Raw genomic sequence first — 25,194 nt, 5'->3', positions numbered from 1 at the left:
TATGACCCTTTTTCGTCCCTGTATCGACATTCACCAAGGCAAAGTCAAGCAGATCGTCGGCGGAACCCTTTCCGACAGCGATACTCCCAAGACGAACTTCGTGAGTGAAAAGTCCCCATCTTACTACGCAAACCTTTACAAGAAAGACGGCTTAAAAGGCGGTCACGTAATCATGCTCGGCAAGGGCAACGTAGAAGCAGCAAAGGAAGCCCTGTCTGCATACCCGAACGGACTCCAGGTCGGCGGGGGCATCCACCCAGATAACGCCCAGGAATATCTCGATGCAGGCGCAAGCCATGTGATCGTCACCAGCTGGGTCTTTGACGGAGCGCACCTCGAAATGGAAAAGGTCGAACATCTTTCGAAAGCCGTGGGCAAGGAACATCTCGTCCTGGACTTAAGCTGTCGCCGCACCGAAAACGGTTGGAACGTCGCCACGAACCGTTGGCAGACTGTTACCGATGCCGTTGTCAATGAAGCTCTTTTGCAAAAGCTCGGCGCATACTGCGACGAATTCCTCGTTCACGCAGCCGACGTCGAAGGCCTTGAACGCGGCATGGACGAAGACCTGATCCGCTTTCTAGCCGAAAAAAGTCCACGTTCTGTCACTTATGCAGGCGGAGCGAAAAGCATTGACGACTTAGTCCGCTGTAAGGAGATCTCCTGCGGACGAGTGGACTTGACCATCGGTAGCTCCCTGGATATTTTTGGAGGAGCGGGAACCCGTTATGAGGACTGCGTTGCGTTCAACCAAGAACAGGTTCACGAAAAGCAATCTCTTTAACCCATCCCATTTTTGATTTTTTCGCATTATTTTACGTACGATGGTAACTGAAGATTCGAACAACACTTACGATTCCCGCCCGCCGATTTTTGGCCGGACTGTTTCGAGTACGTTCCCCGAATACTTTTCTTTCAAACACCAGCCTCCTGGAAACATTCGCACTTGCATGATTCCACCGGTGGTATTCTGGCAAGTCCTTCGCAATCTGCCGCAATTGCTCAAGCTCCGTTTCTTTTTGAAGAAAAAACGCAAAGAGCATGCCGAAGATGATATCCGAGTCGCCTTCTATTCCGACAATCTAGATGAAGTCAATGGGATTGCGAACAATTTGCGCCATGTGATTACCTACATGCGCGGCCACGGTTACAAGGCGGCCCTCGTCGGCAGCGCTTTCAACACGCGTCCCTGTGGCGTCGTGGAAAACGGCTACGTCATTTTGCTTCCGCGCGTCTTTAGCATGGAACAGCTCGGTTACGCAAACAGCGAACTTGCGATTCCACACGTGCGTCCGATCCTTCGTTTGCTCAAACGTTACCCGGTCGATATCGTCGAACTGGAAACGCCGAGTCCGGGAGCTTGGGCGATCGCCTTCTGCGCCAAAATCGCAGGCATCAAGGTGATCAGCCATTACCGTACCGACGTCCCGACTTATACGAAGACCCTTGTCAAAGCGAAATGGATGTATCGTTACGTTTTGATGCTGATGCAAATCTTCTACGGCTTCACCCGTCCGGTCGTAAGCCCGTGTAAAGATTACAAGAACATTCTGCACAACGACATCAAGGTCCCGCTCGACAAGATCGAAATCATCCGTCGAGGCATTCCTCTCGAAAATTACAGTCCGGACTTCCGTGGCAAAGGCACGTGGGAAAAATTCTCGGACCTTCAAGGGAAAGTGCGCTTTGTTTACGTCGGTCGAATTTCTAAAGAAAAGAATCTTCCGTTGCTTCGCAATCTGTGGATGGAATTCCGCAAAAAGCATGACGACGCCGAACTAATGTTCGTCGGAGACGGCTGGTACTTAGAAGAACTCAAGAAAGATTTTGCTAGCGCTCCGGAAGTCCACTTTGCAGGCGTTCAAGGCGGCGAAACCCTCGCAGGCCTTTACGCAGACGCCGATTTTTTGCTGTTCCCGAGCACAACGGACACCTTCGGAAACGTGGTCGTCGAAGCTCTCGCATCGGGCACTCCCGCCATTGTCACCGATAAGGGTGGCCCGCAGGATATCGTGTTCGAAAAAGGCTGTGGACAGGTTCTCCCGGCAGACGATACCGCCGCTTGGCTCGCCGAACTCGAAAAGTGCATGAACCTTCGTCACGACGAAGTCGCCTACCAAAAGGTTCGCGAAAACGCTTACAACCGCAGCAAGGACTACACCCTCGAAAAGGCTGCTAAAGCCCAGTGGGAATTCTATAAAAAGGTTTATCACGAAGCTTACCACGGCAAATAAGGCGCTCTGCGCATGGTTCAAAAAAAAACGCGCCGAGTTTCCTTGGCGGCCCTTGGACTTATTCTCTAAACGCGACCCCTATGCGGTCTGGATCAGCGAAACAATGCTGCAACAGACGCAGGTTTCCGCTGTCCAAACCGCCTACAAAAAGTGGATGCAAGACTTTCCCACCGTGCAGGCGCTCGCAAGAGCAAGCGAAGACGATGTTCTTTTGCACTGGCAAGGGCTCGGCTATTACAGCCGCGCAAGAAACATCCACAAGACCGCGAAACAGGTCGTTCAAAACGGCGGAAAGTTTCCAAGCAACCGCCAAGACTTGGAAGCGCTCCCGGGAATCGGCGCATACACCGCAGGCGCTATTCTAAGCCTCGCCTTTCATCAGAACGAAGCGATTTTAGACGGAAACCTCGTCCGCGTTTTTTCGCGCCTTTCCGAATGGGATTTTTTACCGACTAAGGATAAAGCGGCAAAAGATTCCTATTGGGAAGAAGCGTACAACTGGGCAAACGCAGGCGACGCATTCCTTACAAATGAAGCTTTGATGGAACTCGGGCGAACCGTTTGCAAAAAAACAAATCCGCTTTGCGAAAGTTGCCCCATTCAAAAAATTTGCAAAGCCTTTCAAAACGGGCGCGCCACGGCATTTCCGCCCCAAAAGCAAACCCGGTACGTTTCCTGGATCGGCTTTGCGCTCGCCATCTGCGATTCCAAAGGAAATTTTTTACTGCAATCTTCGCCTCAATCGCCGTTTCTCAAAAATCAGCTGACATTTCCGATATTTGAATATGCGGACGCGTTCAAAAATATTTTCCCCGGTATCGCCGAAAATGTAATTTCCCCGGAGAACGTCAAGCGCTTTGCTTTTATGGGAACTGTCGAACATTCGATTACCCGTTACAAAATCCAATGCCGCGTTTTATGCGTAGAAGCCAAATCCCATAAAGGGCTCCCAGGCTCTTGGATTTCAAAACAGAAACTTCCCCAAAAAATCATTTCCAGTTTTGCGCAAAAAATCGTAATTTTAACGCATGACTTCTGACCTGGTTTCCAAAGAAATTTCTGCAGAAGAAGCGGCAGAACTGATTCAAGATGGAGAAGTTCTTGGCGTTTCCGGATTCACTCTCGCAGGCTATCCCAAAGCGGTCCCCACCGCTCTCGCCAAAAGGGCGGAACGCTTACACGCAAACGGTAAACCATTCCAGATTACGCTTTTTTCTGGAGCCTCGACTGGCGACGAATGCGACGGAGCCTTAGCCCGCGCCAAGGCAATCAAATGGAGAGCGCCTTACCAGTCCAATCCAGATTTGCGTTCCGCGATCAACCGCGGCGAAATTTTCTACACCGATGCGCATCTCGGAATCATGGGGCATCTCGTCCGCACAGGCTCTTTGCCGCGCCCGACGACAGCGATCATCGAAGCGAGCGAAGTGACTTCTGACGGAAAAATCCGTTTTACAACGTCCTGCGGAAATTCCGTCGAATATTTGCGAATGGCAGACCGCATCATCGTGGAACTGAATTCCATTTACGGAGATGCACTCTGCGGAATTCACGACTGCTACCTGCCAGAACTTCCCCCGTACACGCACCCGATTCCGGTGGTAAATGTTCTGGACCGCGGCGGAAAGGATTACGTCCAAGTCGATCCGAAAAAGATCGTGGCGATCGTCCGCACAAATCAAGGCGATACCATCCGACCGTTTACCGAACCCGATGCAGTTTCCAAAAACATCGGCGGTCAGATTCTTGAATTCCTTGCGCACGAACGCAAAAAAGGACGCCTTCCCGCAGGGCTTCCCTATCAGAGCGGCGTCGGCAACGTGGCAAACGCTGTGCTCACCGCTATGGCGCGCGATTCCTTGCAAGAGCCGGTGAGCCTCTTCACCGAAGTCATTCAGGAAGCGGTCTTTGAGCTGATCAAAGCAGATAAACTCGTCGGTGCAAGCGGCACCGCTCTCACGTGTTCCGCAGACGCTCGCGAATATTTTAAGCAGAACGCGGCTACGCTTCAAAAGAAGTTCGTGCTCCGCTCGCAAGAAGTTTCAAACCATCCGGAAGTCATCCGACGCCTCGGTGTCATCTCCATGAACACGGCTCTCGAATGCGATATTTTCGGCAATGTGAATTCTTCACACGTTTGCGGTTCTTCGATCATGAATGGAATCGGCGGATCCGCTGATTTTTCAAGAAATTGTCTGCTCGGATTTTTCATGGCGCCGTCGACGGCAAAAAATGGCGCGATCAGCACGATTGTTCCATTTGTTACACATTTGGATCACTCCGATCACGAAACCCACATATTTGTCACGGAGCAAGGCCTAGCGGACCTCCGCGGGCTCGATCCGGTGTCCCGTGCGCACAAAATAATTGAAAATTGTGCACATCCAGACTATCGCCAACAGCTCAATGATTTTTTAGATTACAGTATGCGGTCCTCGAAAGGAAAGCATATTCCGTTCGCTCTTGACCGAGCGTTCAATATGCATCTCGATTTCCTCGAAAAAGGAACGATGAAAGAATAACCTCTTCTTTTTGGAATTCTATTTTTCAATTGCAACTATGGAATCCTAAAGGAAACTAGAAATGGCTATTAAACAAGAATTACTCGATCAACTTGAAGAGCGTCGCAAGTTTGCTCTCTCCTCGGGTTGCGGTCCGGAGAAACTCGAAGCACGTCATGCAAAGGGTCTCTTCTCTGCACGTGAGCGTGTCGCTGACCTCGTCGACGACGGTTCCTTCCAAGAGGCTGGCATGTACGTGGACCACGACGTCCGCAGCTTTGGTTTCGAAACGAAGAAGCTCGCCGGTGACGGCGTTGTGACAGGCATCGGCAACATCGACGGTCGCCCGGTCACCGTGATTTCTCAGGACTTCATGGTCAGCGGCGGTTCCCTCGGTAGCCGTCACGCCCAGAAGATGTCCGAAGCCATGCAGCGTGCTATCGAACTCGGCACGCCGATCATCTCCGTAAACGACTCCGGTGGAGCTCGTATTCAGGAAGGCGTGAAGAGCCTCGCAGGCTACGGCAAGGTTTTCCGTGCAAACGTCCTCGCTTCGGGCGTCGTACCGCAGATCGCGGTCATCGCTGGTCCGTGCGCAGGCGGCGCTTCCTACAGCCCGGCCCTCATGGACTTCTGCATTCAGCTCAAGGACAATTCGAACATGTTCATCTGCGGTCCGCAGGTGATCAAGGCTTCCACCGGCGAAGAAGCTCCGCTCGAAAAGTTCGCATCGGCTGCAGCCCACGCAACGGTTTCCGGAAACGTCCACTTCGTCGCCAACGACGACAAGCACGCTTCCCAGATTATCAAGAAGCTCCTCAGCTTCCTCCCGTCCAACAATTCCGAACTTCCACCGCACAAGCTCACCGACATCGAACTCGATGACGATCCGAGCATGAACCAGATCATTCCGGAAGACGCAAACCAGCCGCTCGACGCCTACCAGGTGATCGAACGTCTCGTCGACCCAAACGAATGGCTCGAAGTGAAGCGTGACTTCGCGAAGAACATCATCACGGGCTTTGGCCGCATCAACGGTATGGTCGTCGGCATCGTCGCGAACCAGCCGAAGTACAAGGCCGGCTGCCTCGATATCGATTCTTCCGACAAGGGCGCAGAATTCGTGAACTTCTGCGACGCATTCAACATTCCTATTGTGACCCTGACCGACGTCCCGGGATTTATGCCGGGTCTTGCCCAGGAACGCGGAGGCATTATCCGCCACGGTGCAAAGATGCTCTATGCTTACGCATCTTGCACGGTTCCTCTCGTCACGGTCATCATGCGCAAGGCCTACGGTGGTGCTTACATCGCCATGGCTTCCAAGGATCTCGGCGGTGACGTCGTGTACGCTTGGCCGACTGCTGAAATCGCCGTAATGGGCGCTGAAGGTGCAGCCAAGATTATCTACAAGAAGGAACTCGCAGCAGCTGAAAACAAGGATGCTCTTTACAAGCAGCTCGTTGACGACTACCGCGAAAAGTTCTCGAAGCCTTACCAGGCTGCAGAATCCGGCATCATTACCGATGTCATCAATCCTGCAGAAACCCGCGCTAAGGTTTCGCTCGCTCTGAGAACTTTGCTCTCGAAGCGTGTCAAACGTCCAAATAAGAAACACGGGTTGAGTCCTCTATGACAACAGCAACACAACAAGAAGGCGTCGTCAAAGCGACTGGGCCTTATCCCGTTCCAGAACGGTTTAAGGAACAGCTGGCTATTATGCCAGACTCGATTAGCGCTCCGCTTAAAGAGCAGCTGACTTTGATGCCCGACTCGGCAGTCGTTGAGATCTACCAAGGCGGTCATAAAGTCTCCATTCTCTATAAGACGAATGCGCAATCGCGTGAAGCTAATGCACGCCAGGACAGCGTAAGAACTGTCAACGGAGCCAACAAGGCTCTTCCGATTGCGAAAGCCAAACTCAGTGATCAATACGTCACGGAACAGGGTGAGGTCGAAACCTTTACACTCGGCAAGCTTGCCGAATTCCAGGCGACGGGCCTTATCATCGTGATGGTCGTGATTATCGGTATTATGTTCCTCACATACTTGATGAGTTATGTGATGAACAAGGTCATCACGCCAATTCTTTCGAAGAAGGAAAAAGCTCCGGTTGCTGCCAATGCAGCTCCTGCAGCAGTCGCTTCTTCGGATCCGATCAAGATTGATCTTTCCAAGGGTCTTGGCGATCCGGACGCACCGAGCGTGCACCCGGGATTCACGAACAAGCAGCTCCAGGCATTCCTCAGCATCGCTGCGGTTTCCGCCTTGGAAATTCATCCGGGTCTCTCGAATGAAAAGCTCGCAGTCATTTTCGCAATCGCTGCAGCCGAAGTCCTCGGCGGTCCGGTGAAAATCGTCAAATTCAAATCTCAAAACTCGACCGAATGGGCTTGGACTACTCAGGGTCGCACAGAATTACAAACCAACGAGCTCTAAGCTCAAGAGGAAACTACTATGAAGAAAGTTATCCGCATTACGTTTGAAGGCAAGACCTACGACGTTGAAGTCGAAGTTCTCGGCAACGCAGCTCCGGCCGCAGTTGCACCTGTCGCAGCCGCTCCTGTGGCTGCAGCTCCGATCGCTGCTCCGGCTGCCGCTGCCCCGGCTCCAGCTCCGGCCGCTGCTCCGGCTGGAGAAGGCACCCCGATTCCTAGCCCGATGATGGGTATCGTTTTCAAACTCAAGGTGAAGGTGGGTGACAAGGTTACGAAGAACCAGGAAGTTGCCGTTCTCGAAGCCATGAAGATGGAAAACTCGATCGTCTGCCCGTGCGACGGTACCGTCACTTCGATCGCTGTCAAGGAACAAGACTCCGTAACCGAAGGCCAAGTCTTGATGACTATCGCCTAAAGAGGGCCTCCTATGAGTGGTATCTTAAACTCAGTCACAGACATGTTCGTCAACGGCACGGGATTCTCTGCAATCTCGGGTCCGATGATTGTCATGTGGCTCGTCAGCATTGTGCTGATGTATCTCGCGATCGTCAAGAAGTACGAGCCTTTACTTCTTTTGCCGATTGCGATCGGCGCTCTCGCGGTCAACATTCCGTCCCGTGGCTTCTATGAAGGCGGCTGGGGCATCGAAGGAATGTTCACTCCGACTGCCGGTCTTTTCTACTACATCAGCCAAGGCATTCATCTCGAGCTCTTCCCACCCATCATCTTCCTCGGCGTCGGTGCCATGACCGACTTTGGACCGCTGATTGCAAATCCGCGTACGCTGATCCTCGGCGGCGGTGCTCAGTTCGGCGTGTTCATTACGATGTTCTGCGCAGTCGCCTTTGGTGGATTCACTCTCGGTGAAGCGGCTTCTATCGGCATCATCGGTGGTGCAGACGGTCCGACGTCCATCTTTACGGCCAACAAGCTTGCGCCGCACCTGATTGGACCTATCGCTGTCGCCGCTTACACTTACATGGCACTCGTGCCGCTGATCCAGCCGCCTATCATGCGAGCGATGACAACCGCTAAGGAACGCGTCATTCGTATGAAGAGCCTCCGCAAGGTTTCAAAGCTTGAACGCATCACCTTTGCAGTGATGGTGATGGTGGTCTGCGTGCTCGTTGTTCCGGATGCTTCCGCTCTGATCATTATGCTCATGACCGGTAACATCTTCAAGGAAGCGGGCGTCGTGGAACGTCTCGTGAAGACGGCTCAAAACGAACTCATGAACATTGTGACGATTTTCCTCGGTACTTCCGTCGGTTTGACGATGTCCGCAGACATCTTCTTGCAGCCGAAGACCTTGATGATCATCGCGATGGGTGTCGTTGCTTTCGGCTTCTCGACTTTCGCAGGACTTCTCCTTGCAAAGATTATGAACTGGTGCAGCCCGAAGAACCCGGTAAACCCGTTGATCGGTTCTGCTGGTGTGTCGGCTGTTCCGATGGCGGCTCGCGTTTCCCAGGTGGAAGGCGCCAAGTACGATCCGCAGAACTTCCTTCTCATGCATGCCATGGGTCCGAACGTTTCGGGCGTGATCGGTACCGCTATCTGCGCCGGTTACATGATTTCGAGACTTGCCTAAAGTTTCGAACTTTCCAAAGAAAAACCTCGGTATTCCACCGAGGTCTTTCTTTTTTAAGGGCTTCTCCTTGGCTGGAAGGATTTACCTTGGCAAGGAGCGCTACCTCTGACGAGAAGGTTCCCTGCAGCAGGGAGGCTTTTGTGCGGAACGAACCGCTTGGCCTACCCGGGCGGGGGCAAAATAGGGGGGAGAGTGTGTATGCAGGGGGAATCCGCGGAAGGGTATGTTTTTTCTTGGACTGAAAGTTCTTTGCCTTGCGGCACGCAATCCTTAGTAAATTTGGGAACGAAAATTTTTAACGAGCGTTTTATGCAAAACAGCAAGATTCTCCATGCGCATCTTTGTCTTCTTTCCGCGGCGACGATCTGGGGGCTGATGGCTCCGATCGGGAAAGCGGCGATGCTTTCGGGCATCACGGGCATCGATATGGTCTTTTTCCGCACGACAGGCGCCGCAATTTGCTTTTGGCTGATTTCCCTTTGCACCGCAAAAACGCGGAACGAAAAAATTCCCCTCCGCGATTTGCTCAAACTCTTTGGTGCGGGCTTCTTTTCCATCGTCGGAAATCAGACCTGCTACAACATCGGACTTTCCATCACTTCGCCAATCAATGCGACGATCGCCACAACTTCCCTTCCGATCTTTGCCCTGATTTCTTCCGCTCTCTTTTTAAGCGAGCGCATCACCTGGAAAAAAATCCTCGGCATTGCGCTCGGTTTAAGCGGCGCATGGATCCTGATTCTCGGGAGCGCTACGGCATCTAACGCAAAAGCGGGAAGTCTCGCCGGCGACCTTCTCTGTGTTCTTGCACAGTGTTGCTTTGCCGTTTACCTAGCCCTATTCAAGAACGTCATCAGCCGATACAATACGATCACCTGCATGAAGTGGATGTTCACCTTCTCGGCAGTTACCACCTTGCCGCTCACATTACCGCAAGTGATGCAGATTCCACTTGCGCAAGTTCAAACCAACACCTGGGCCGAAATCTCCTTCGTCGTTCTCGGCGGAACTTTTCTCGCCTACCTCTTGATGATGCATGCACAAAAGACGCTTTCACCGACAATCGTCGCCATGTACAATTACGTTCAGCCAACCGTTTCCTCGGTCGTGTCCGTCGCAGTCGGGCTTGCGATTTTCGGGCCGAGTCAGGGATTCTCCATTTTACTGATTATTCTCGGCGTTTATACCATCAGTCGATGCGGTAAATCTTCACATCCTTGAACTGATACTTCGTCTGGTTCTTGCCCACATTGAATTCGAGGCGAGAAAAGAGATCATCGACCAGAGCCGCATATTCGAACTCATACGATTTCCAGACCGGTTCAAGAGTCACATGTTCCTGGAGAGCTTCGGTATTGTACGTGCTGTAAGAACCGATGCGAACTGTGACATATGCAGAATCCTGCGCGTAAGCGGTAAACACAAGCTTGTACTTGCGATTCTTCAAAAGCGGAATATCTTCATGGATCAGCTGCACGCTGTAGCTGTACGGCCCCGGATACGTCACGTTCACCATCATGATGTTGTTCGACACGGAAGTATCTGCATAACCGCCGAGCTGACGCACCAAGATCCAATCTTCGCCGGTTTCAAACGTCCCGTTCGAAACCCAGTTGGAATCGACAACGTCATACCGCGCAAGTACATCCTCTGCGTAATCTTCTTCCTCAGTACCAGAGGCATAGTTCACAATGTAATGTGACGCCGAGAAAGACTTTACAAAGCGCGTTGTCAAAGAATCCCAAAGGACCGCGTTATGCAAAGCATCGAAACGAACCGTGTCGCCGTCGAGCATTGCCGTCGAAAGAGAGAGACCTTCCACCCAGTCCGGCACACTAAAACGCACCGTCAAAGAAATCGCTCCATTTTCTGCAGTATCCAACTGATCCTGCATGTAGCGAAGTTCGAACGAATCGAGCCCGGCAAGAGAGAATACAAACGGAACGTTTTTATCGGCCATTTTGAGAGAGCCCGTCACCTGAGGGGCAAGCGCAACCGGAGCAAAATGCGCCCCGATTTCCTTCAGCAGGCCTTCATCATCAATGGAAATGTCTCCAAAGGCTCGCATCCAGTCATCGATCGTTGTCGTCGAATCTTCCGTAAATGCAATCGTCATCGGGGCATCCGAAGCCACATCCGGCCACAGGGTTAAACCGTCTTCCGCGTCAAAACTCACATAGATATAATAGCTGGAATAAGCAGAAAGTTTCGAGAGTGCCAAATGCAATCCGTCAAGCTGGACAGAATCCGCATTTTCGCCAGATCCATAATCCACAAAAAAGTGTGCCAAAAAAGAATGGGCCTGGATTTCTGGATTTCCAATTTCGATTCCCGCTTGATCCGACGACGTAGTACACGCCATTAACATAAAGGCGTACAAAAGAAGCGCACCCATAGAGAATCGAACAAACTTCATTACATTCCTCGCGTTAATGGGAACAGTTGGATGTTCACTTGAACAACATCCTCTCCTGTCCCCGACTCACTAGAGAAATCTAATAGTTCTTTTCGCATGAGTTGTAAATGTTTTTTTAAAGCAGGGAAATCTTTACGCTGAATCGCAAAAGTCACCGCCGAAATATCCCTTTTTTCTGCAGGAACATTTTCCATTGAATCTTTTGCCTGGTCGAGCATCTGACGATGGTACTGCTTCACCAACAGATCGCTTACCTCGTCATCGGTCGTAATCAAGGACTGCGCCTGGCTGTATCCGTTCGCCGTTCTGGAAATCAGTCCAAGGGAAGACAGCAGGTTCAAGGATTCCGCAGCCTGGGCCGGCGTAATCGTTCCGCCGAGACGTCTCGAAATCCATTCCGGAGCCGGATTGAAGCCCCGAAGTTCCACCATTTCACGGATTACGGAGTGATACCATTCCGTAAAAATTCGAAAATGTGCCTGGTCCATCTTATGCAAACGGGAACCTGGCGTGGACTTGACGAGCTTTCCATAGTAGAAAGCCTTTTCCTTGTCCGTCTTCGCCTGATTGAAGAACACCAGATTTTCGAAATAGGTAGCGCGTTCATCCGCGAGGTTCAACCCTTGGATGATTTTCACGACTGTATTCTTGGTAATGTTCCGTTTGCCGTCCATCACGAGCTTCAAATGCGCATGGCTCGAAAGCCCAGCCTTTGCGGCAAAGAAACGCAAGCTGAAAACCGCCGATGTCGACTTTTTATAGGCATAATAGTCGTGCAGGAATACACGGTAATTCGTGTATTGCAAAACGTCCGGCATGGACAGCTTCTTATTTTCTTCTGCACTTGGTTCCATGCTTATAAAATAGTTGTTTGATCAAATATAAAGAGGGGCTGGCTAGGTTAAATGTTTACCTTTGTAACCGAGAGAATACATTCTAATTGGGCATAATTTTGGCGAATTTCGCATGATTTTGCCATTTCCCGTGCAAAAATTCCGCATCCTTCGCAATGCCTTCCTGTTCAAAACCAAGCCTTTTCGCCAAGGCGCAGCTCTTTTTATTTTCCACGGCGGCAGAAATTTCCACCCGGTGAATTCCCAAATTTTGAATGTAACCGAGGGCCAGGTTCATCGCTTCGGTCGCAAGGCCTTCCCCTTCAAAGGCGCTTCCCAAAAAATACCCGAACGATGCAGAACGGTTCTTCCAATCGATCCATTGCAAAACGACCTCGCCGACAAGCGCACCGTCTTCTAATCTTCGAATTCCAAAAGCGCCTCCGTTCGCCATATCCCGCTGCATCTGATAAGCCGAAATCGCACTATAGGCGTCGCCGATTTCCGTAAAATTTTCCACCCAGGGAAGCCAAGCGCCAAGAGAATCCCGTGAAGAATCCACGAGATACAAAACCTCTTCCGAATCTTCCGGCTCCAAAAAAGCGAGCGTTACCCGTTCGCCTTCGAGGACCTCTTCAGGCATTTCATAAAACTCATTCGACGTCTTGCACATAAAAGGCTCGTTGACATTCCTGGTCCGCTAGGGATTTACACGTATAATCGCGGTTCGGATAATAGTCTCCCGTTACACGGGTCAAGTGCACCGCAGCCGTGTCCTTCCAGCTTTTGGCAAACGCGGAAGTATCCGAAAGATAAATGCTGTCGCCTTTCACACGGTTGCCGTTTGCGTCGACGTCATACAAGAAAAAGCATCCCTTGCGAGCGCAGCGTCCCGTGAACTGGTAAGAGACTTCGCCATAGATCGTGCGGCAGAACGAAGCGTTTTCCGTTTCCGCCGAAAGCTTTGCAAGGCCGGCGACTGTCGTCTCCTGACAGGTGTCAAACGAGTCGCCTCCACTGCAGGCAGCCAAAAACAAGGCACAAATGACAGAGGCAAAAATTCCAAACAAGGTCTTCATGCCCATAATATAATGAATTCAAAATTTCACAAAGCAAAGTGCACTTCAAGAATGTGCATAAAAAAAGTCCCGTCTTTTGAGGGACGAGACTTATGCGGGTGAAAGGACTTGAACCTTCATGTCCTTGCGAACACTAGAACCTGAATCTAGCGCGTATACCAATTCCGCCACACCCGCGAGTGTGTGAATTAAATTTTGAAAAATTCCATTCTTTTGTCAAGGGACAAACTCGCGAATCCAGCCTTCCCGATTTGCAGTCCACCAGGACCAGTCGTGTTCCCCGCGATTATCGAAACGGATAACGCACTGTTCTCTGCCTAAAACAGAACAGAACTCATCCTGCCAGGGCATAGTCCGGTTCGACGGGTAAAGGCGGTCGGAGCCGCCCTGCAAAAAGGTCCAGGAGCCCTGGCGCACCCGAATCGCTTTCGAAAGGTTCCGGGCGTCGGAGACCGACGAGAGGTTCGTGCTCACGAGAAGCCTTGCGCGCACCGCGCGTTTGCCGTAAAGCGTGTAGCCCGCGATGCCAAGTCCCCCGTCCGAAACGCCGACGAGCGAGACCGTATCGATCTGAATCTTATAGCGGGCTTCCACGGAATCGAGCAGCCGGTCCACGGTTTTCAGAACGGCCGAGGTGAGCCAGTGGTTATCCTTGCAAGCAGAGACGCTGACGACAATGTTTTCCTTTTTGGACTTTTCCAGGAACGGGACGAGCATACCGCCCGCTTCATAGCCTTTGGCGCATTTGGAACTTTGCATGCCGCCGTGGAACCAGACGTACACCTGGGGATGCTTGGGCGTTCCCCTGTACCAGACCGCAGACGGACTCGTGAAGGTGCCGACCGAAATCAGCAAGGAATCCGCCGTAAAATTTTCCACATTCGACTTGGAGTCCGCTTTCGAAGCAAATGAAAACGTTGCAAGGCAAAGGAGAATCGCAAGGAATCTCATTTCTTACGCCTCAGCGCAATCCGCAAAGCCTGAATCGCAAGGAACACAAGTCCAATATTCAGCACCGCATACCACAGCACCGAACGCACGTGGTATTCATGAATTTCTTTGGGATCGAGAGCCAAATCGTTGCCTTCAAGGCCCGTCACAATCCACTCCGACTGCGAAATGCGCACTCCGCGCAATTCGATTGCCGCAGGGCCGATTTCCGCCCAGAACGGAATCCATTCCGCAAGGATTTTCTTTTGCTCTCCCGGCAGGGCAAGCACAAATGTCGCACCGCGGTCTTCATTCAAACAAATAAAGGTTTTGTCAAACAGCGGAATCCCGGTTCCCGTCCAACCGCGCGGAAACGCGACCGACGAAATCTTGCCATAAAAAAGATCCTCTTCGCCCGACAGGCTTTTGTAAAAAGGCTTCGTATGCATAAAAAGGTACGACGCCATAAAGCTAAAGAAGACGGCCATCATCAAAAAGAGGATTCGCGAAGTGCGAGACATTTACTTCCTCGAACGGATAACAAAGAACAAGGTAAACAAGAGCAGAACGATCGACGCCAAGTAGAACACCTGCTGAATCCAGAATTTAATTTCTCGATTCTTGAGCGTCTGCATTTTAAAAGCTTGCAACAGATTTTCGCAGCGCACCAGGGATTCATCGTTATCGATTCGATTCCAAATATCGGAAAGATCTTTATTGCGTACCAAAAGATTGCGGTAACGCTTGGCCAAGGAATCCGGCACCGCCTTTAGCAACGAATCGTTCACCTGGACCGCAAACCCGAGCCTTGCAGAATCCAGCGCAAAAATTAGCGGTTCCGCCGCAGAAAATTTCCAACGGCTCAAACCCAGCGTCAAAGTCTTCGCCTCTTCAAGCCAATTCGCACGCAAAGGTTCATAGCGTTGCACCGAAGCGACCCAGGCGAGCACCGATTCTTCAAACGCCGCAAAATCCCTTTCCGGAGGCATCCAATTAACTTTACGCGCACTTTCCGACGCCGTATGCAACGACACCGCCGTTTCGCGTAAGCCACGCAGCGAAGACATCAAAAGCGTCGGGTCGTTTCCCGGCTGAACGCGAATCTGTTCCATCTTGCGCATGACGCGAGATTCTATAAACTTGTAATCCGAAAGCGTTTCACTGTATCGGTTATAGATTTCAACTTGTTGCTTTTGCGAAAAATAAAACAGAATGGTCAAGACCAAAGTCAAAAGCAAAACGCCCCACACCAAAGGGGTATTGATTCGGCTCTTTAAAATTTCCGAGATAGACTGAAAGCGATTCGCTACCATATTCCGAAATTACCTTTTTTCTAAGTTATAAACATGAGTAAACGCCAAAATCTCGTCCTTTTGACCCTCTGTGCAGCCCTTTTTTGCGCCTGTGGAGAACAAGATGTGCGCGAAACAGTGCATTACAACGGCATTCGAAAAAACAAAGTCGCTTACAAAGACGGCAAGCCTCACGGCGAGTTCAAGCGTTGGACATCGCACGGAGACCTCGCGGAATCCGGCATTTACAAAAACGGACTGCGGGAAGGCACTTGGACAGAATGGTTTACCGACGGCAAAGTGCAGGCCCAAGGCGAATACAAAAACGGCAAAAAGCAGGGCGAATGGAAAGGGTTCTTTCAAGACGGAACCGTCGCCTGGAAACACTTCTATCAAAACGGAGAACCCACAGGAACCTGGCTTGAATATTACGCAACGCCCGGAAACATCCGCACGGGCCGCCAAGAAAATTCCCTCAAAGAAATGAACTCCTGCTTCAAGAATTCCGCCACGGGCATCCGTGAAACATACGCCCCAAACGGAAAACCGATGCGTTTTGAAAACTGCAAGTTCGGCGTCTTGGAAGGCAAAGTCAAAAGCTTCTACCCGGGCGGATCCGTCGAATCCATCCTCGAATACAAACAGGGCGTCCTAGACGGCAAAGCGGAATTTTTCCGAGCAGCCGGAGGCTATTACAGAGATTTTCCGAAAGCGGGAAAAGCCTTCCTCACAGGCTTTTACAAAAACGGCATCCGGGATTCCGTCTGGACATACTTTGCCAAAGACGGTTCCGTGCAAAAGACGAGCGTTTTCCAAAACGGAAACGGCATCGCTTACGGTGAACTCGGAGAAAACGGCATCGACGCAGAAACCACTTTCGTCGCAGGCCTTGTACAAGATACGCTTCGTTACAAGCTTCCCGGACGTAAACTGGACTTTGTCGAAATCTGGGACAAGGGCGAAAAGAAAGTGCTGCGTTCCTATTATGAAAATTCAGGGAAGCTCGCAAGCGAAGGAAACTTTGCAAACGGCCAGCGCAACGGATTTTGGAGAAACTGGTACGAGAACGGCAAAATCAAAGACAGCCTATTTTACAAGGATGACGCCCCGTTCGGAGAGCAGCTGTATTACGATTCCACGGGCAAGCTCTACATGCGTAAAAATCAGCTCGGCAAGAACGGTCCAATGGAAGTGAAATTTCAATAATTAAAATTCGTAGCGAAGAAAGAGTTCTGCGCGGTGGCCTGTTTCAAAGCCGAAGAGCGTCCCGCGATTCATCTCGTATCCAAAGCCATAGCCAAACGGCAGAGCCTTGAAAAAGTACGCGATTTCACCGCGCATCCGAAATCCCCAATACGCATCGTCCATTTTCTGGTAGCGATACATCAGGTTTTTATTCTGCGATTCGTTTACACGATGGCGGATCATAAAAACGTACGAAAGCTGCACCCCCCGTTTGACTTCAAACGAATAGAACGGCTTCCATATAAACGAAGCCTGACCGCCGATTTCATCTCCAGGCTGAAAATGATCCTTTTCAATGAAGGTATAATAGCCGAGAGAAGCTCCCAACAGCAAATGCTTTGAAAACGGATAAGCCGCCAAAGGTTCTATCGCAACACGCTGAAAGCGCTCGTTTTGACTTCCTTCTCCCGGGGCAAAGCGAAAGCTTGCGCTCAGACCAAAATAATCCACCGGAAAGAGCTTGAAACCCAAATAGGATTCGTTAAAACCGTTGACCCTTAAATCCAAAATCTCGTGTTGCTGTTCAAAATCCGCCACTTCATATTGCAACGAAATGAAGCGATAAGAAACATCGCTATAAAGGCTAAAGCATTTGCAAAAAGCGACTTCTGTCAAAAAACGGACATCCGCACTATAAACATCATCGCGGAGTTCCACAATTCCGCCGAATGTAACGGACGTCCGCGGGGATGTCACCGGGCGCAACGCTTCCGTCGCATGCGATAAGACGCATGTTCCGAGCAACACTCCAAAAAGGATGTTGAACATTTTCGACGAGATGACCATTTGTCAAGAAATATAACAAGCTTTTTTAACATTCCATGCGTTTATTTCTACTTTACTAAGAATCGATGAGCAAAATACGGTACATACTTCTGCTTCTCTGCAGCCTGTTTTTCGTCCAATGCCTTTGGAACGAATCCGAGCTTGAGCCCAGCTATTTACCGCTCGACGACTCCGAATATCCGTATGCAGATTTGCCGCGCCTTGTCATTGAAACCGTTGACTTTCAGCAGATTCGAAACAAGGAAACCGAAGTTCCCGCCTACTTGCAAATCTACGGCAAGGACCTTCCCGAAAGCGATGTCAAATATTTAACGATCAAAGGCCGAGGAAATTCCTCCTTTGAAATGACCAAATACGGATACAAGCTTGAATTCGAAAACAAGGAATCCTTATTTGGAATGCCTCGAAATCGCGACTGGGCTTTGATCGCCGTCCATTGCGACAAGAGCTTTTTGCGCAATTACATTTCTTATCGCTTAGCCGAGCAACTCGGAGATGAATACGCCCCCCGGCTGCGCTTTGTGGAGCTCTATTTGAACCGCGAATATTTGGGGCTTTACCAACTGACGGAAACCGTTAAAGTCGGGAAATTTAGAGTGGACATTCCCAAAAACGATTCCAGTTTTCTTTTTGAAAGAACCACGACGGAATCCGACAAGGCCTCTTTTTATTCATCCTTCCAGCACCTGTTCGAAATTCATTCTCCCCAAAATGCAAACGAAGCATCCCTCTCTCTGCTGAAAGATCACATTTTCGCTTTCGAAAATTTTATACAGACTAACGACGGATTGAATTTTGATTCTCTGCAAAAATGGATTGACGTCACGGACTTCGCCCGATTCCTTTTGATTCAGGAATTTGCCAAGAATCAAGACGGCAATCGCCGGAGCACCTATCTCACTTGGCAAAAAGATTCCGTCTTAAAAATGGGCCCCGTCTGGGACTTTGATCTGACTTATGGAGTCCATTTCCGCAAAGAAATTCCTCCGAGCGGATGGTACATTCGCAACTACGGTTGGAACAGATTCTTATTTAAAAACAAAGCGTATCAAAAAAAGGTGCGAGAATTCTGGGAAGATCACCATTCCACATTCGAATCGGTCCTGGATACGATAGATATTCTCTATCCGAAACTTCAAAAAGTGGCCAATAACGAATACAAACGTTGGCCCGTTTTAAAGGAACATTCCATTTGGCCCTTTTCAAAGGGTTATGACAGTTATACCGAATCCGTAGATTCCCTTAAAAGTTGGATTGTGCAGCGCATTGAATGGATGGACCAAAACCTGTAACCCAGGTTATTCATCCACTCCCAGCGGAGCCAAATCCTTTTCCGTCTGCAACCAGCGGTCATTACCCTTCCAATCATCGCCAATGAAAATGGCATCAAAATGCAAATCGTTCCAAATGACCTTTTTTTCGAGAGTATCACAAATGCGCACATCATCCACACAGCGTAATTCCTTGATGATTTCGGCACGATCCTTCTCGTTCACCACCGGAATCTTATTCTTGTAACGCAAGACGAGAGAATCCGCATTCACCCCGACAATCAATGTTTCGCACTGTTCTTTTGCATGACGCAAAAGATTCAAATGTCCGATATGGAACATATCGTAAGTGCCTTGTGTATAGCCGAGTTTACGGACTGATTCTTTTCTTGAACGCATTCAATTCCATTCAGAGTGCCTACGCCTCTCGACACATGCTGTTCAAAAAGTTCTTCGTTTCGGCATTGGGCAGTTCTCTCTTGTCGAGCGGTATCGGCATTTTTATGGCGTACCACGGCTTTGGCGTTGGGGCGCTTGTATTCCAAGCCATGTCCGGGACGTTCTTCAACATACTGATTTTGAACTACACCATCCAATGGCGTCCCAAACTGATGTTCTCTTGGACTCGAGCGAAAGGGCTTTTGAACTTCGGATGGAAAATCCTGTGCGCGGACTTTATCGGGACAGTCTTTAATGAACTGCGCCAGATTATTATCGGACGTTTTTACACGCCTGCCGATTTGGCGTTTTACAACCGCGGAAAACATTTTGCCCAGCTGATTGCCCACAATGTGGATTCCACGATGAGCGCGGTTCTCTTCCCAGCGATGGCAAACCACAGCGACAGCCCCGAGCATATCAAGTCGATGACCCGTCGAGCTATCTCCACCAGCTCTTATCTACTCTACTTTTGTATGTGCACGCTCGCCATTATCGCAGAGCCTCTGATTAAAATTCTTTTGACCGAAAAATGGATTGAATCGGTCTTCTACCTGCAGATGATTTGCCTTGCGCACCTATTCGGCAGCATTTCCATTACTAACATCCAGGCGTTCAAGGCCATCGGGCGAAGTGATGCCGTTCTCAAACTTGAAATCATCAAGAAGCCCGTTTACCTGATTCTCGTCCTTGCTGCAATTCCTCTCGGAGTCAAGGCGATTGTCGTCACGATGCCGATTTATTCCGTCTACGCACTTTTCGTCAATATGACGCCGAACAAAAAGATTTTGAATTACAGCCGACTCGAACAGTTAAGAGATCTCGCTCCGGCAACTCTTCTATCGATTGGCATGGCTGCAGTCGTATACCCGTTCACATTCCTCATCGCCAATCCTTATATTCTCCTTTTGACACAGTGCCTGACCGCCGCCGTTTTCTATGTCAGCATATCCCATCTGTTCAAAGTTGAATCCTTCAGCTACTGTAAAAATTTGCTTCTGAACAAATTCAAGAAGCCGAATAAAAAGTCATGAAGAATCTTATCCGTCAAATTCTCATCCATCTATTCCGTTTATTGCCTTTGCAGAACAAGGTGGTTTTTCGGAACTTCAACGGGAAAGGCTTGGGCGATGACCCCAAGTATATCGCACTCGAATTAATGCGAACCTATCCAAACATTCGACTGGTTTGGCTCGCCTCCGACATCCATACGCCGCACCCGCCCCAAATCCAAATCGTCAAGTACCGTTCCCTTCTTGCCTATTACCACCTAGCGACCGCCAAAGTCTGGGTCAATAATATCAAGCACTCCTCCATGAGCCTTCAAAAACGCAAGGGGCAGTTCTACATCCAAACGTGGCACGCTCCATTCGGATTAAAAAAGATCGAAGCCGATGCAGAATCCAGCATGCCCAAGGAATATGTCCAAAGAGCAAAACTCGATGCCGCTCAAACAGACCTGATGTACGCCAACAGCGATTTTCGCCTGCAGATGTACAAAACAAAATTCTGGTATAACGGCTCAGTCATCAAAAGCGATTCTCCCCGCATTTCGATTCTTTTTCAGGCGCCCGATTCTAAGATCAAAGCCATCCGCCAAGAATTCAAACTTCCGGAAAATGAAGGAATCGTTTTGTACGCTCCTACATTCCGAGCCAATTTCCCTTTTGATTTTCACGCATTTGATTTTCAAAAAATAACGGAACTGCTGGAAAGAAAATTCCACAAGCACTTTACCCTGCTACTGCGCCTTCACCCGAATGATGCTGCCAAATTCAAAGAGATTTCTCTGCCGCCAAACATTGTGAACGCCTGTAACTACCCGGATATGCAAGAACTCTTGGCCATTTCCGACATTCTCATTACCGACTTCTCCTCGAGCATGTTCGACATCGCCATGGTTCAAAAACCGGTTTTCCTTTTTGCGAAGGATTTTGACGACTACCTTTCGCGCGAAAGAAACCTTTGCATTCCTCTGCAAGACCTGCCCTTCCCCATCAGTAAAACAGAAGAACATCTGCACCAAAGCATCTTGAATTTTGACCAAACCCAGTATAACAGCAGAATAGAGAATTTCTGCACCAAATACGGGATCCAAGATTCGGGCGAAGGAGCCAAATTCATCGCAGCGATTATCCACAATAAAATTACAAAGTCTTAAATACCTATATTTGACATATATGGACTCTAAGATTCACGCATTTTTGATTCTAGCGCATAATAACCCTGCCCACGTAGCAAGGCTTGTCAAAAGCTTGGTTTCCCCGAATCACTATTTTTTCGTGCACATCGATAAAAAGTCCAAAGAAGATTTTTCGAATCTAGAAAGCATCCCCAACTGTACCCTGATCAAAAAGAGAATCAGTTGTAACTGGGGTGGCTTCAGCCTCGTCAAAGCGACGCTGAACCTTTTGAAAGAAGCGGACGCTTTCAAACACTTCGCCTATTTTCATTTGCTTTCCGGAGCCGACTATTTTTGCTCCACCAATGAAAAGTTCGACGATTTTTTCAACAACACGACCAAAAGCTATCTCGATATCGCAGACGGAACTCCGTTTGAATGGCGCTTAAAGATTTACACCTTTAACGACATCATCAACCGGCGTGGAAAATGGAAAAACATCCTCTGGCATACGGATGATATCCAAAAAAAACTTCTTCCCTACATCACCATCCGAAAACCGCTCAAAGAAAAATTCTACTACGGTTCGCAATGGTTTTCGCTCAGTCAGGAAGCAGTCCATTACCTTCTCGATTTTTGCAAGACCCACCGTTCTTTTGTCCGTCGATTCTATCTGACCTTTGTTCCGGATGAGTCCTTCTTCCATATGATCCTCATGAACAGCCCGTTAGCGAGCCAAATCATGCCGCACAATTTGCGTTTTATCGATTGGACAAGAAAAGTTCCCAAGGAACCGTTGCCTCGTACACTTAAAATCGAAGATTACGACGACATTATCCAAAGCAAGTGTTTCTTTTGCCGAAAAATTTCCGTTACCCAATCCGCTGAACTCCTGGATAAACTGGATGAATTGAGAAAAGGATAAGCTAATGGAAAAGCCTCTGATTTCTATCATCGTACCCATTTACAGGGTTGAAGCCTATCTATCTCGCTGCATCGATAGCATTCTCAATCAATCCTACCGCAATTTAGAGATCATCCTTGTCGACGACGGTTCCCCGGACTCTTGTCCAAAAATTTGCAACGAATACGCCGAAAAAGATGCCCGGATCCGAGTGGTACATAAAAAGAACGGCGGACTTTCGGACGCGAGAAACGCGGGAATCGACATCGCTAATGGCAAATATATCTCCTTTATCGATTCCGATGATTACATCCATCCGGAAATGATTTCGACGCTCTTCGACCTTTTGAAAAGCAACGATGCGGATATTTCTGTTTGCAATTTCACCCCGTTTACCGAAAGCGTTTCGCCTTTAAACAAAGCCCCGACCATCGACACCCTTTCCGGCAAAGATGCTGCAAAGCGCCTTTACCAAAGCCAATATGCGACGCAGACGGTCGTCGCCTGGGATAAGCTGTATAAGCGCAGCCTTTTTGACCATCTCCGCTTTAAGGTCGGCAAGTTCAACGAAGACGAATTTTTCTCCTACAGAGCTCTTTATTTGGCAAACAAGGTGGTCTTCACCTCTCAAGAATTGTATTACTACTTCATTCGGACCACGGGTATTTCCAAAGCGATTACCGATCCAAGATCCTTGAACGGTCTGGATGCAAAGATCGAAGCTATCCAATTTTACAAGGAAAACGGCTCCACGGATATTTTACGCAGCGCGGTCCTGAGTTTTTTGAATTTTTCCGCCAAGCGATACTGCTTTGTATGTCGCCAAAAAGGAAACCATCAGGAACTGCTCGGCGAAATCAAAAAGCGCCATGCGACGGTCTACTGTAGCAACTCCTCTCTCTTGCGCATTTCAGAAAGATTCCGGGCAAGAACCTTTCTGTTCTTCCCTCTTTTATATTGGTTCTTTATCAAGTTCGACAAGGCAAAACGAAAGTTTCTTACGAAATAGGGAAAGAGCATGATCCTTTTATCTCTTCTTGCTTATATTCTTTTTTTCGTTTTAGTCTTTTTTATTCTGAAAGGCTCTCGAGAGCAGCAGCTGATCGCCCTCATTTTTGTAAACATCTTCTTTTACATCAATGTCACTCTTATCGTGAAACCGGAATTGACTCCGTTTCAACTTCTGCCCTATCTATTTTTTGCAAAAGAACTGCTATTTAATTTTCACGAATTCAAGAAAAACATCCAGGAATTTCCCATCAAGTTTGGGGTCTTGATTATTTTTGCAGCCTACTTCGTCACCACATACACCAATGGCGGTGGAGGTCATGATTATTACGAAGTTTTCCGTTACTGCTTTGACAAATACCTTCCAATGTTCGCCGTTTTTATCTGCGCCAAGGAAGTCGAAGAACAGAGAATCGTTCGCATCTTATTCACCTTTTTCTTAATCTATTTCGGTTTTGGCCTTGTGGAATATCTACTCAACCATAATTACATTCGAGAAGCGATAGCTACCGCATTCCCTTCCACAAAAGCCAAAGACATGTTCGGGCCAGCCGGAATTACAAATGGTTTCGGCACTTCCAGTTGGAGAACCCGAATATCGATTACGACAAAGCATCCGACAGTTTTGGGAGCCCTGCTTTCCACCATGTTTCTCTTTTCTCTCTCCTATTTCAAGGATGCCAAAGAGAAATTCAACATCCATCGCGAAAAAGTCGTTCTTGCCGCTTTACTGATTACCATCCTGCTTTCCGGTTCCAGAACCTCTATGGGTTGTGTATTCCTCGGATGCGTAATTTATTTTACCAACTCCCTTTCTTTCCGCAAAAAATTACTCGCCATCATTACATACGCGGTCTTGGCTGTTTCTTTGTCTTCCTATGCAATCAGCTCTTTTTCATCCAAAGAAGGTGGCAGTTCTCTTGATCTTCGTCAACAGCAGTTGCTGTTCACCTTGGTGGAATTTGCAAGCAAACCCTTATTCGGTCATGGACTATATTATACAAACCACTCCATTCTTGCAAACGCCGGTGAAAGCGGAAACATGTATTATTCCAAGGAAGAAACGCAAGGGCTTGAATCCATTATATTTTACACGCTTCTCGACATCGGCTTATTTGGAGCTTTCGCGCTAATCGTGTTCTATGGAGAGATTTTCTTCACATTCTTCAGTCGGCGGAAAGAGCATCCTCGATTAGCCATGCAAGGCTTGCTAGAAACCTCATTGCTCGTTGTTTTCTTGATTCTTTCAGGAGAAATCGGACGAAACACCGAAATGTGCATTTTATTCATCGGAATGTCCCTCGGCTTTTTGCACAAAGAGCTCGAAGAAGCGAAGGCTACGGAAGCAGATCCCGCTCTTCTCGAACGATCTGAAGATTTCGAAAACGAATAAAAGAATCCCACCGCGGCGCATAAGAAGGATCGCCGCCACCGTGGAAGGTGGAAAAATAGAATCGGTCAATCGTTTGATCTGCGCTGTTCCGCAGACGAAGCGTATCCACATCGACGACAAGGTCTCCATCAAACCAAGTTTGCAAATGCCCATTATCGCGGACTGACGCACCATCCACATCGTTGAGCGTCACATGCATCACAATCCGATGCCATTTTCCCAACTCTATCTTTTTGCGCTCTTTGGTTTCGTTCAAATTCCAAACGATATTGTCTGCATATTTATGAGCTTGCTTAAAATGATAAACGTACTGGGTCAAAAAACCATCTTTTTTCCACATAATCCGGTTGCTCCAACCGTCCGCTTTTTTCGGCTTATCGCCACCCGTATAGCATTTCCCACCGCAAAAACCAGGTAACTTACCACCCTTTTGAAAATCGAAGCCTTCCTCAAAAAAGACTTCGTAAGAGCTCCACAGTTCATCGGCCTGCAAATCATTTAACGGCAAGGAAAATTGGACAGCACACCCCGTTTTTCGCGAAGTCCCCACACAACCTTCGGGATACTTTAAGCGTAAAAAGGTCCCCGTTGAATCGCTGTCCCACTCCGCCAAAGAGGATTTTTCGATCAGGGCATCCACCTTTTGCAAAGCATCTGTCGGGACCGGCAAATTCGAAAGCAACAGCTGGGAAAAAAGTAAAATCCAGAGCATG

Annotated in this window: 26 protein-coding genes and 1 tRNA gene; 16 read left to right on the top strand and 11 right to left on the bottom strand. The window is 49.0% G+C overall.

All coding sequences use genetic code 11. From position 1 onward, the window contains the following. Position 1: 1 nt before the first annotated feature. From hisA to BGX16_RS08055, 9 genes are all read left to right on the top strand, one after another. Positions 2–784, top strand: coding sequence for a phosphoribosylformimino-5-aminoimidazole carboxamide ribotide isomerase (gene hisA, locus BGX16_RS08095; RefSeq protein ID WP_100425591.1), 783 nt, complete (start codon positions 2–4; stop codon positions 782–784). Positions 785–824: 40 nt separating this feature from the next. Then, positions 825–2,234, top strand: a complete 1,410-nt coding sequence (locus BGX16_RS08090) for a glycosyltransferase (protein ID WP_100425590.1) — start codon at positions 825–827, stop codon at positions 2,232–2,234. A gap of 52 nt (positions 2,235–2,286) precedes the next feature. Continuing rightward, positions 2,287–3,273 (top strand): A/G-specific adenine glycosylase, encoded by a 987-nt coding sequence (locus BGX16_RS08085; RefSeq protein ID WP_100425589.1) that lies wholly within the window; start codon positions 2,287–2,289, stop codon positions 3,271–3,273. After that, positions 3,263–4,756, top strand: a complete 1,494-nt coding sequence (locus BGX16_RS08080) for a succinate CoA transferase (RefSeq protein WP_100425588.1) — start codon at positions 3,263–3,265, stop codon at positions 4,754–4,756. The genes BGX16_RS08085 and BGX16_RS08080 overlap by 11 nt, the downstream gene beginning before the upstream one ends. Positions 4,757–4,817: 61 nt before the next feature. After that, the gene (locus BGX16_RS08075) at positions 4,818–6,371 is read left to right on the top strand and encodes an acyl-CoA carboxylase subunit beta (protein ID WP_100425587.1); all 1,554 of its coding nucleotides are present in this window, start codon (positions 4,818–4,820) and stop codon (positions 6,369–6,371) included. Further along, on the top strand, positions 6,368–7,174 hold the full coding sequence (locus BGX16_RS08070) for an OadG family transporter subunit (protein WP_100425586.1): 807 nt from the start codon (positions 6,368–6,370) through the stop codon (positions 7,172–7,174). The genes BGX16_RS08075 and BGX16_RS08070 overlap by 4 nt, the downstream gene beginning before the upstream one ends. 18 nt (positions 7,175–7,192) lie before the next feature. Then, the gene (locus BGX16_RS08065; protein ID WP_100425585.1) at positions 7,193–7,588 is read left to right on the top strand and encodes a biotin/lipoyl-containing protein; all 396 of its coding nucleotides are present in this window, start codon (positions 7,193–7,195) and stop codon (positions 7,586–7,588) included. A gap of 12 nt (positions 7,589–7,600) precedes the next feature. Further along, positions 7,601–8,764, top strand: coding sequence for a sodium ion-translocating decarboxylase subunit beta (locus BGX16_RS08060; protein WP_100425584.1), 1,164 nt, complete (start codon positions 7,601–7,603; stop codon positions 8,762–8,764). Between the two features lie 309 nt (positions 8,765–9,073). After that, a complete protein-coding gene (locus BGX16_RS08055; protein ID WP_100426799.1) occupies positions 9,074–9,985 on the top strand; it encodes a DMT family transporter in 912 nt (303 codons plus the stop codon). Here the strand turns inward: BGX16_RS08055 and BGX16_RS08050 are convergent. From BGX16_RS08050 to BGX16_RS08015, 8 genes are all read right to left on the bottom strand, one after another. After that, the gene (locus tag BGX16_RS08050; protein ID WP_100425583.1) at positions 9,954–11,180 is read right to left on the bottom strand and encodes a carbohydrate binding domain-containing protein; all 1,227 of its coding nucleotides are present in this window, start codon (positions 11,178–11,180) and stop codon (positions 9,954–9,956) included. The two genes, BGX16_RS08055 and BGX16_RS08050, sit on opposite strands and share 32 nt — an antisense overlap. Further along, positions 11,180–12,034 carry a TIGR02147 family protein gene (locus tag BGX16_RS08045; protein WP_100425582.1) on the bottom strand — a complete coding sequence of 285 codons (855 nt, stop codon included), beginning with the start codon at positions 12,032–12,034 and terminating at the stop codon, positions 11,180–11,182. The genes BGX16_RS08050 and BGX16_RS08045 overlap by 1 nt, the downstream gene beginning before the upstream one ends. A gap of 82 nt (positions 12,035–12,116) precedes the next feature. After that, positions 12,117–12,656, bottom strand: a complete 540-nt coding sequence (locus tag BGX16_RS08040; protein WP_157797935.1) for a GNAT family N-acetyltransferase — start codon at positions 12,654–12,656, stop codon at positions 12,117–12,119. Positions 12,657–12,666: 10 nt separating this feature from the next. Next, positions 12,667–13,092 (bottom strand): hypothetical protein, encoded by a 426-nt coding sequence (locus BGX16_RS08035; RefSeq protein WP_146139503.1) that lies wholly within the window; start codon positions 13,090–13,092, stop codon positions 12,667–12,669. 93 nt (positions 13,093–13,185) lie between these two features. Next, positions 13,186–13,269 (bottom strand) — tRNA-Leu (locus tag BGX16_RS08030). A gap of 39 nt (positions 13,270–13,308) precedes the next feature. Next, on the bottom strand, positions 13,309–14,043 hold the full coding sequence (locus BGX16_RS08025) for a hypothetical protein (protein WP_100425579.1): 735 nt from the start codon (positions 14,041–14,043) through the stop codon (positions 13,309–13,311). Then, positions 14,040–14,543, bottom strand: a complete 504-nt coding sequence (locus tag BGX16_RS08020) for a hypothetical protein (protein WP_100425578.1) — start codon at positions 14,541–14,543, stop codon at positions 14,040–14,042. The genes BGX16_RS08025 and BGX16_RS08020 overlap by 4 nt, the downstream gene beginning before the upstream one ends. Continuing rightward, the gene (locus BGX16_RS08015; RefSeq protein WP_100425577.1) at positions 14,544–15,335 is read right to left on the bottom strand and encodes a hypothetical protein; all 792 of its coding nucleotides are present in this window, start codon (positions 15,333–15,335) and stop codon (positions 14,544–14,546) included. It abuts the gene before it with no gap. A 33-nt stretch (positions 15,336–15,368) separates the two neighbouring features. Between BGX16_RS08015 and BGX16_RS08010 the strand changes: the two genes are divergently transcribed. Continuing rightward, positions 15,369–16,520 carry a toxin-antitoxin system YwqK family antitoxin gene (locus tag BGX16_RS08010; protein ID WP_100425576.1) on the top strand — a complete coding sequence of 384 codons (1,152 nt, stop codon included), beginning with the start codon at positions 15,369–15,371 and terminating at the stop codon, positions 16,518–16,520. Here the strand turns inward: BGX16_RS08010 and BGX16_RS08005 are convergent, their stop codons facing one another. Then, positions 16,521–17,327 carry a hypothetical protein gene (locus BGX16_RS08005; RefSeq protein ID WP_157797934.1) on the bottom strand — a complete coding sequence of 269 codons (807 nt, stop codon included), beginning with the start codon at positions 17,325–17,327 and terminating at the stop codon, positions 16,521–16,523. Between the two features lie 83 nt (positions 17,328–17,410). Between BGX16_RS08005 and BGX16_RS08000 the strand changes: the two genes are divergently transcribed. Beyond that, a complete protein-coding gene (locus tag BGX16_RS08000; RefSeq protein WP_100425574.1) occupies positions 17,411–18,637 on the top strand; it encodes a CotH kinase family protein in 1,227 nt (408 codons plus the stop codon). Between the two features lie 6 nt (positions 18,638–18,643). On the opposite strand, the gene BGX16_RS07995 is transcribed toward BGX16_RS08000, so the two are convergent. After that, a complete protein-coding gene (locus BGX16_RS07995) occupies positions 18,644–19,015 on the bottom strand; it encodes an FAD synthase family protein (RefSeq protein WP_106519837.1) in 372 nt (123 codons plus the stop codon). Between BGX16_RS07995 and BGX16_RS07990 the strand changes: the two genes are divergently transcribed. Genes BGX16_RS07990 through BGX16_RS07970 form a run of 5 tightly spaced genes read left to right on the top strand, consistent with a single transcriptional unit; the run spans position 19,006 to position 24,481 of the window. Further along, complete coding sequence (locus BGX16_RS07990) at positions 19,006–20,088, top strand: oligosaccharide flippase family protein (protein WP_157797933.1); 1,083 nt, start codon at positions 19,006–19,008, stop codon at positions 20,086–20,088. The two genes, BGX16_RS07995 and BGX16_RS07990, sit on opposite strands and share 10 nt — an antisense overlap. Further along, entirely contained in the window at positions 20,085–21,215 is a 1,131-nt protein-coding gene (locus tag BGX16_RS07985; RefSeq protein WP_100425572.1) for a CDP-glycerol glycerophosphotransferase family protein, read from the top strand. Before BGX16_RS07990 ends, BGX16_RS07985 begins: the two co-directional genes overlap by 4 nt. Positions 21,216–21,234: 19 nt before the next feature. Then, complete coding sequence (locus BGX16_RS07980) at positions 21,235–22,101, top strand: beta-1,6-N-acetylglucosaminyltransferase (protein ID WP_100425571.1); 867 nt, start codon at positions 21,235–21,237, stop codon at positions 22,099–22,101. A gap of 4 nt (positions 22,102–22,105) precedes the next feature. Continuing rightward, positions 22,106–23,089 (top strand): glycosyltransferase, encoded by a 984-nt coding sequence (locus BGX16_RS07975; protein WP_100425570.1) that lies wholly within the window; start codon positions 22,106–22,108, stop codon positions 23,087–23,089. Positions 23,090–23,098: 9 nt separating this feature from the next. After that, complete coding sequence (locus BGX16_RS07970) at positions 23,099–24,481, top strand: O-antigen ligase family protein (RefSeq protein ID WP_100425569.1); 1,383 nt, start codon at positions 23,099–23,101, stop codon at positions 24,479–24,481. On the opposite strand, the gene BGX16_RS07965 is transcribed toward BGX16_RS07970, so the two are convergent. Next, positions 24,426–25,193, bottom strand: a complete 768-nt coding sequence (locus BGX16_RS07965; RefSeq protein ID WP_100425568.1) for a polysaccharide lyase — start codon at positions 25,191–25,193, stop codon at positions 24,426–24,428. The genes BGX16_RS07970 and BGX16_RS07965 overlap by 56 nt on opposite strands. Position 25,194: the final 1 nt, after the last annotated feature.

This window comes from Hallerella succinigenes (assembly GCF_002797675.1).
In the GTDB taxonomy this organism is placed as follows: domain Bacteria; phylum Fibrobacterota; class Fibrobacteria; order Fibrobacterales; family Fibrobacteraceae; genus Hallerella; species Hallerella succinigenes.
Note: the sequence above shows the minus strand (reverse complement) of the source record. Positions and strands in the feature narration are given on the sequence as shown.

Bases quoted from the DNA above. Each gene is read 5' to 3' on its own strand.
- hisA (WP_100425591.1), top strand. From the start codon at position 2: ATGACCCTTTTTCGTCCCTGTATCGACATTCACCAAGGCAAAGTCAAG.
- BGX16_RS08090 (WP_100425590.1), top strand. From the start codon at position 825: ATGGTAACTGAAGATTCGAACAACACTTACGATTCCCGCCCGCCGATT.
- BGX16_RS08080 (WP_100425588.1), top strand. From the start codon at position 3,263: ATGACTTCTGACCTGGTTTCCAAAGAAATTTCTGCAGAAGAAGCGGCA.
- BGX16_RS08075 (WP_100425587.1), top strand. From the start codon at position 4,818: ATGGCTATTAAACAAGAATTACTCGATCAACTTGAAGAGCGTCGCAAG.
- BGX16_RS08070 (WP_100425586.1), top strand. From the start codon at position 6,368: ATGACAACAGCAACACAACAAGAAGGCGTCGTCAAAGCGACTGGGCCT.
- BGX16_RS08065 (WP_100425585.1), top strand. From the start codon at position 7,193: ATGAAGAAAGTTATCCGCATTACGTTTGAAGGCAAGACCTACGACGTT.
- BGX16_RS08060 (WP_100425584.1), top strand. From the start codon at position 7,601: ATGAGTGGTATCTTAAACTCAGTCACAGACATGTTCGTCAACGGCACG.
- BGX16_RS08055 (WP_100426799.1), top strand. From the start codon at position 9,074: ATGCAAAACAGCAAGATTCTCCATGCGCATCTTTGTCTTCTTTCCGCG.
- BGX16_RS08050 (WP_100425583.1), bottom strand. From the start codon at position 11,180: ATGAAGTTTGTTCGATTCTCTATGGGTGCGCTTCTTTTGTACGCCTTT.
- BGX16_RS08045 (WP_100425582.1), bottom strand. From the start codon at position 12,034: ATGGAACCAAGTGCAGAAGAAAATAAGAAGCTGTCCATGCCGGACGTT.
- BGX16_RS08040 (WP_157797935.1), bottom strand. From the start codon at position 12,656: ATGCCTGAAGAGGTCCTCGAAGGCGAACGGGTAACGCTCGCTTTTTTG.
- BGX16_RS08035 (WP_146139503.1), bottom strand. From the start codon at position 13,092: ATGAAGACCTTGTTTGGAATTTTTGCCTCTGTCATTTGTGCCTTGTTT.
- BGX16_RS08025 (WP_100425579.1), bottom strand. From the start codon at position 14,043: ATGAGATTCCTTGCGATTCTCCTTTGCCTTGCAACGTTTTCATTTGCT.
- BGX16_RS08020 (WP_100425578.1), bottom strand. From the start codon at position 14,543: ATGTCTCGCACTTCGCGAATCCTCTTTTTGATGATGGCCGTCTTCTTT.
- BGX16_RS08015 (WP_100425577.1), bottom strand. From the start codon at position 15,335: ATGGTAGCGAATCGCTTTCAGTCTATCTCGGAAATTTTAAAGAGCCGA.
- BGX16_RS08010 (WP_100425576.1), top strand. From the start codon at position 15,369: ATGAGTAAACGCCAAAATCTCGTCCTTTTGACCCTCTGTGCAGCCCTT.
- BGX16_RS08005 (WP_157797934.1), bottom strand. From the start codon at position 17,327: ATGTTCAACATCCTTTTTGGAGTGTTGCTCGGAACATGCGTCTTATCG.
- BGX16_RS08000 (WP_100425574.1), top strand. From the start codon at position 17,411: ATGAGCAAAATACGGTACATACTTCTGCTTCTCTGCAGCCTGTTTTTC.
- BGX16_RS07995 (WP_106519837.1), bottom strand. From the start codon at position 19,015: ATGCGTTCAAGAAAAGAATCAGTCCGTAAACTCGGCTATACACAAGGC.
- BGX16_RS07985 (WP_100425572.1), top strand. From the start codon at position 20,085: ATGAAGAATCTTATCCGTCAAATTCTCATCCATCTATTCCGTTTATTG.
- BGX16_RS07980 (WP_100425571.1), top strand. From the start codon at position 21,235: ATGGACTCTAAGATTCACGCATTTTTGATTCTAGCGCATAATAACCCT.
- BGX16_RS07975 (WP_100425570.1), top strand. From the start codon at position 22,106: ATGGAAAAGCCTCTGATTTCTATCATCGTACCCATTTACAGGGTTGAA.
- BGX16_RS07970 (WP_100425569.1), top strand. From the start codon at position 23,099: ATGATCCTTTTATCTCTTCTTGCTTATATTCTTTTTTTCGTTTTAGTC.
- BGX16_RS07965 (WP_100425568.1), bottom strand. From the start codon at position 25,193: ATGCTCTGGATTTTACTTTTTTCCCAGCTGTTGCTTTCGAATTTGCCG.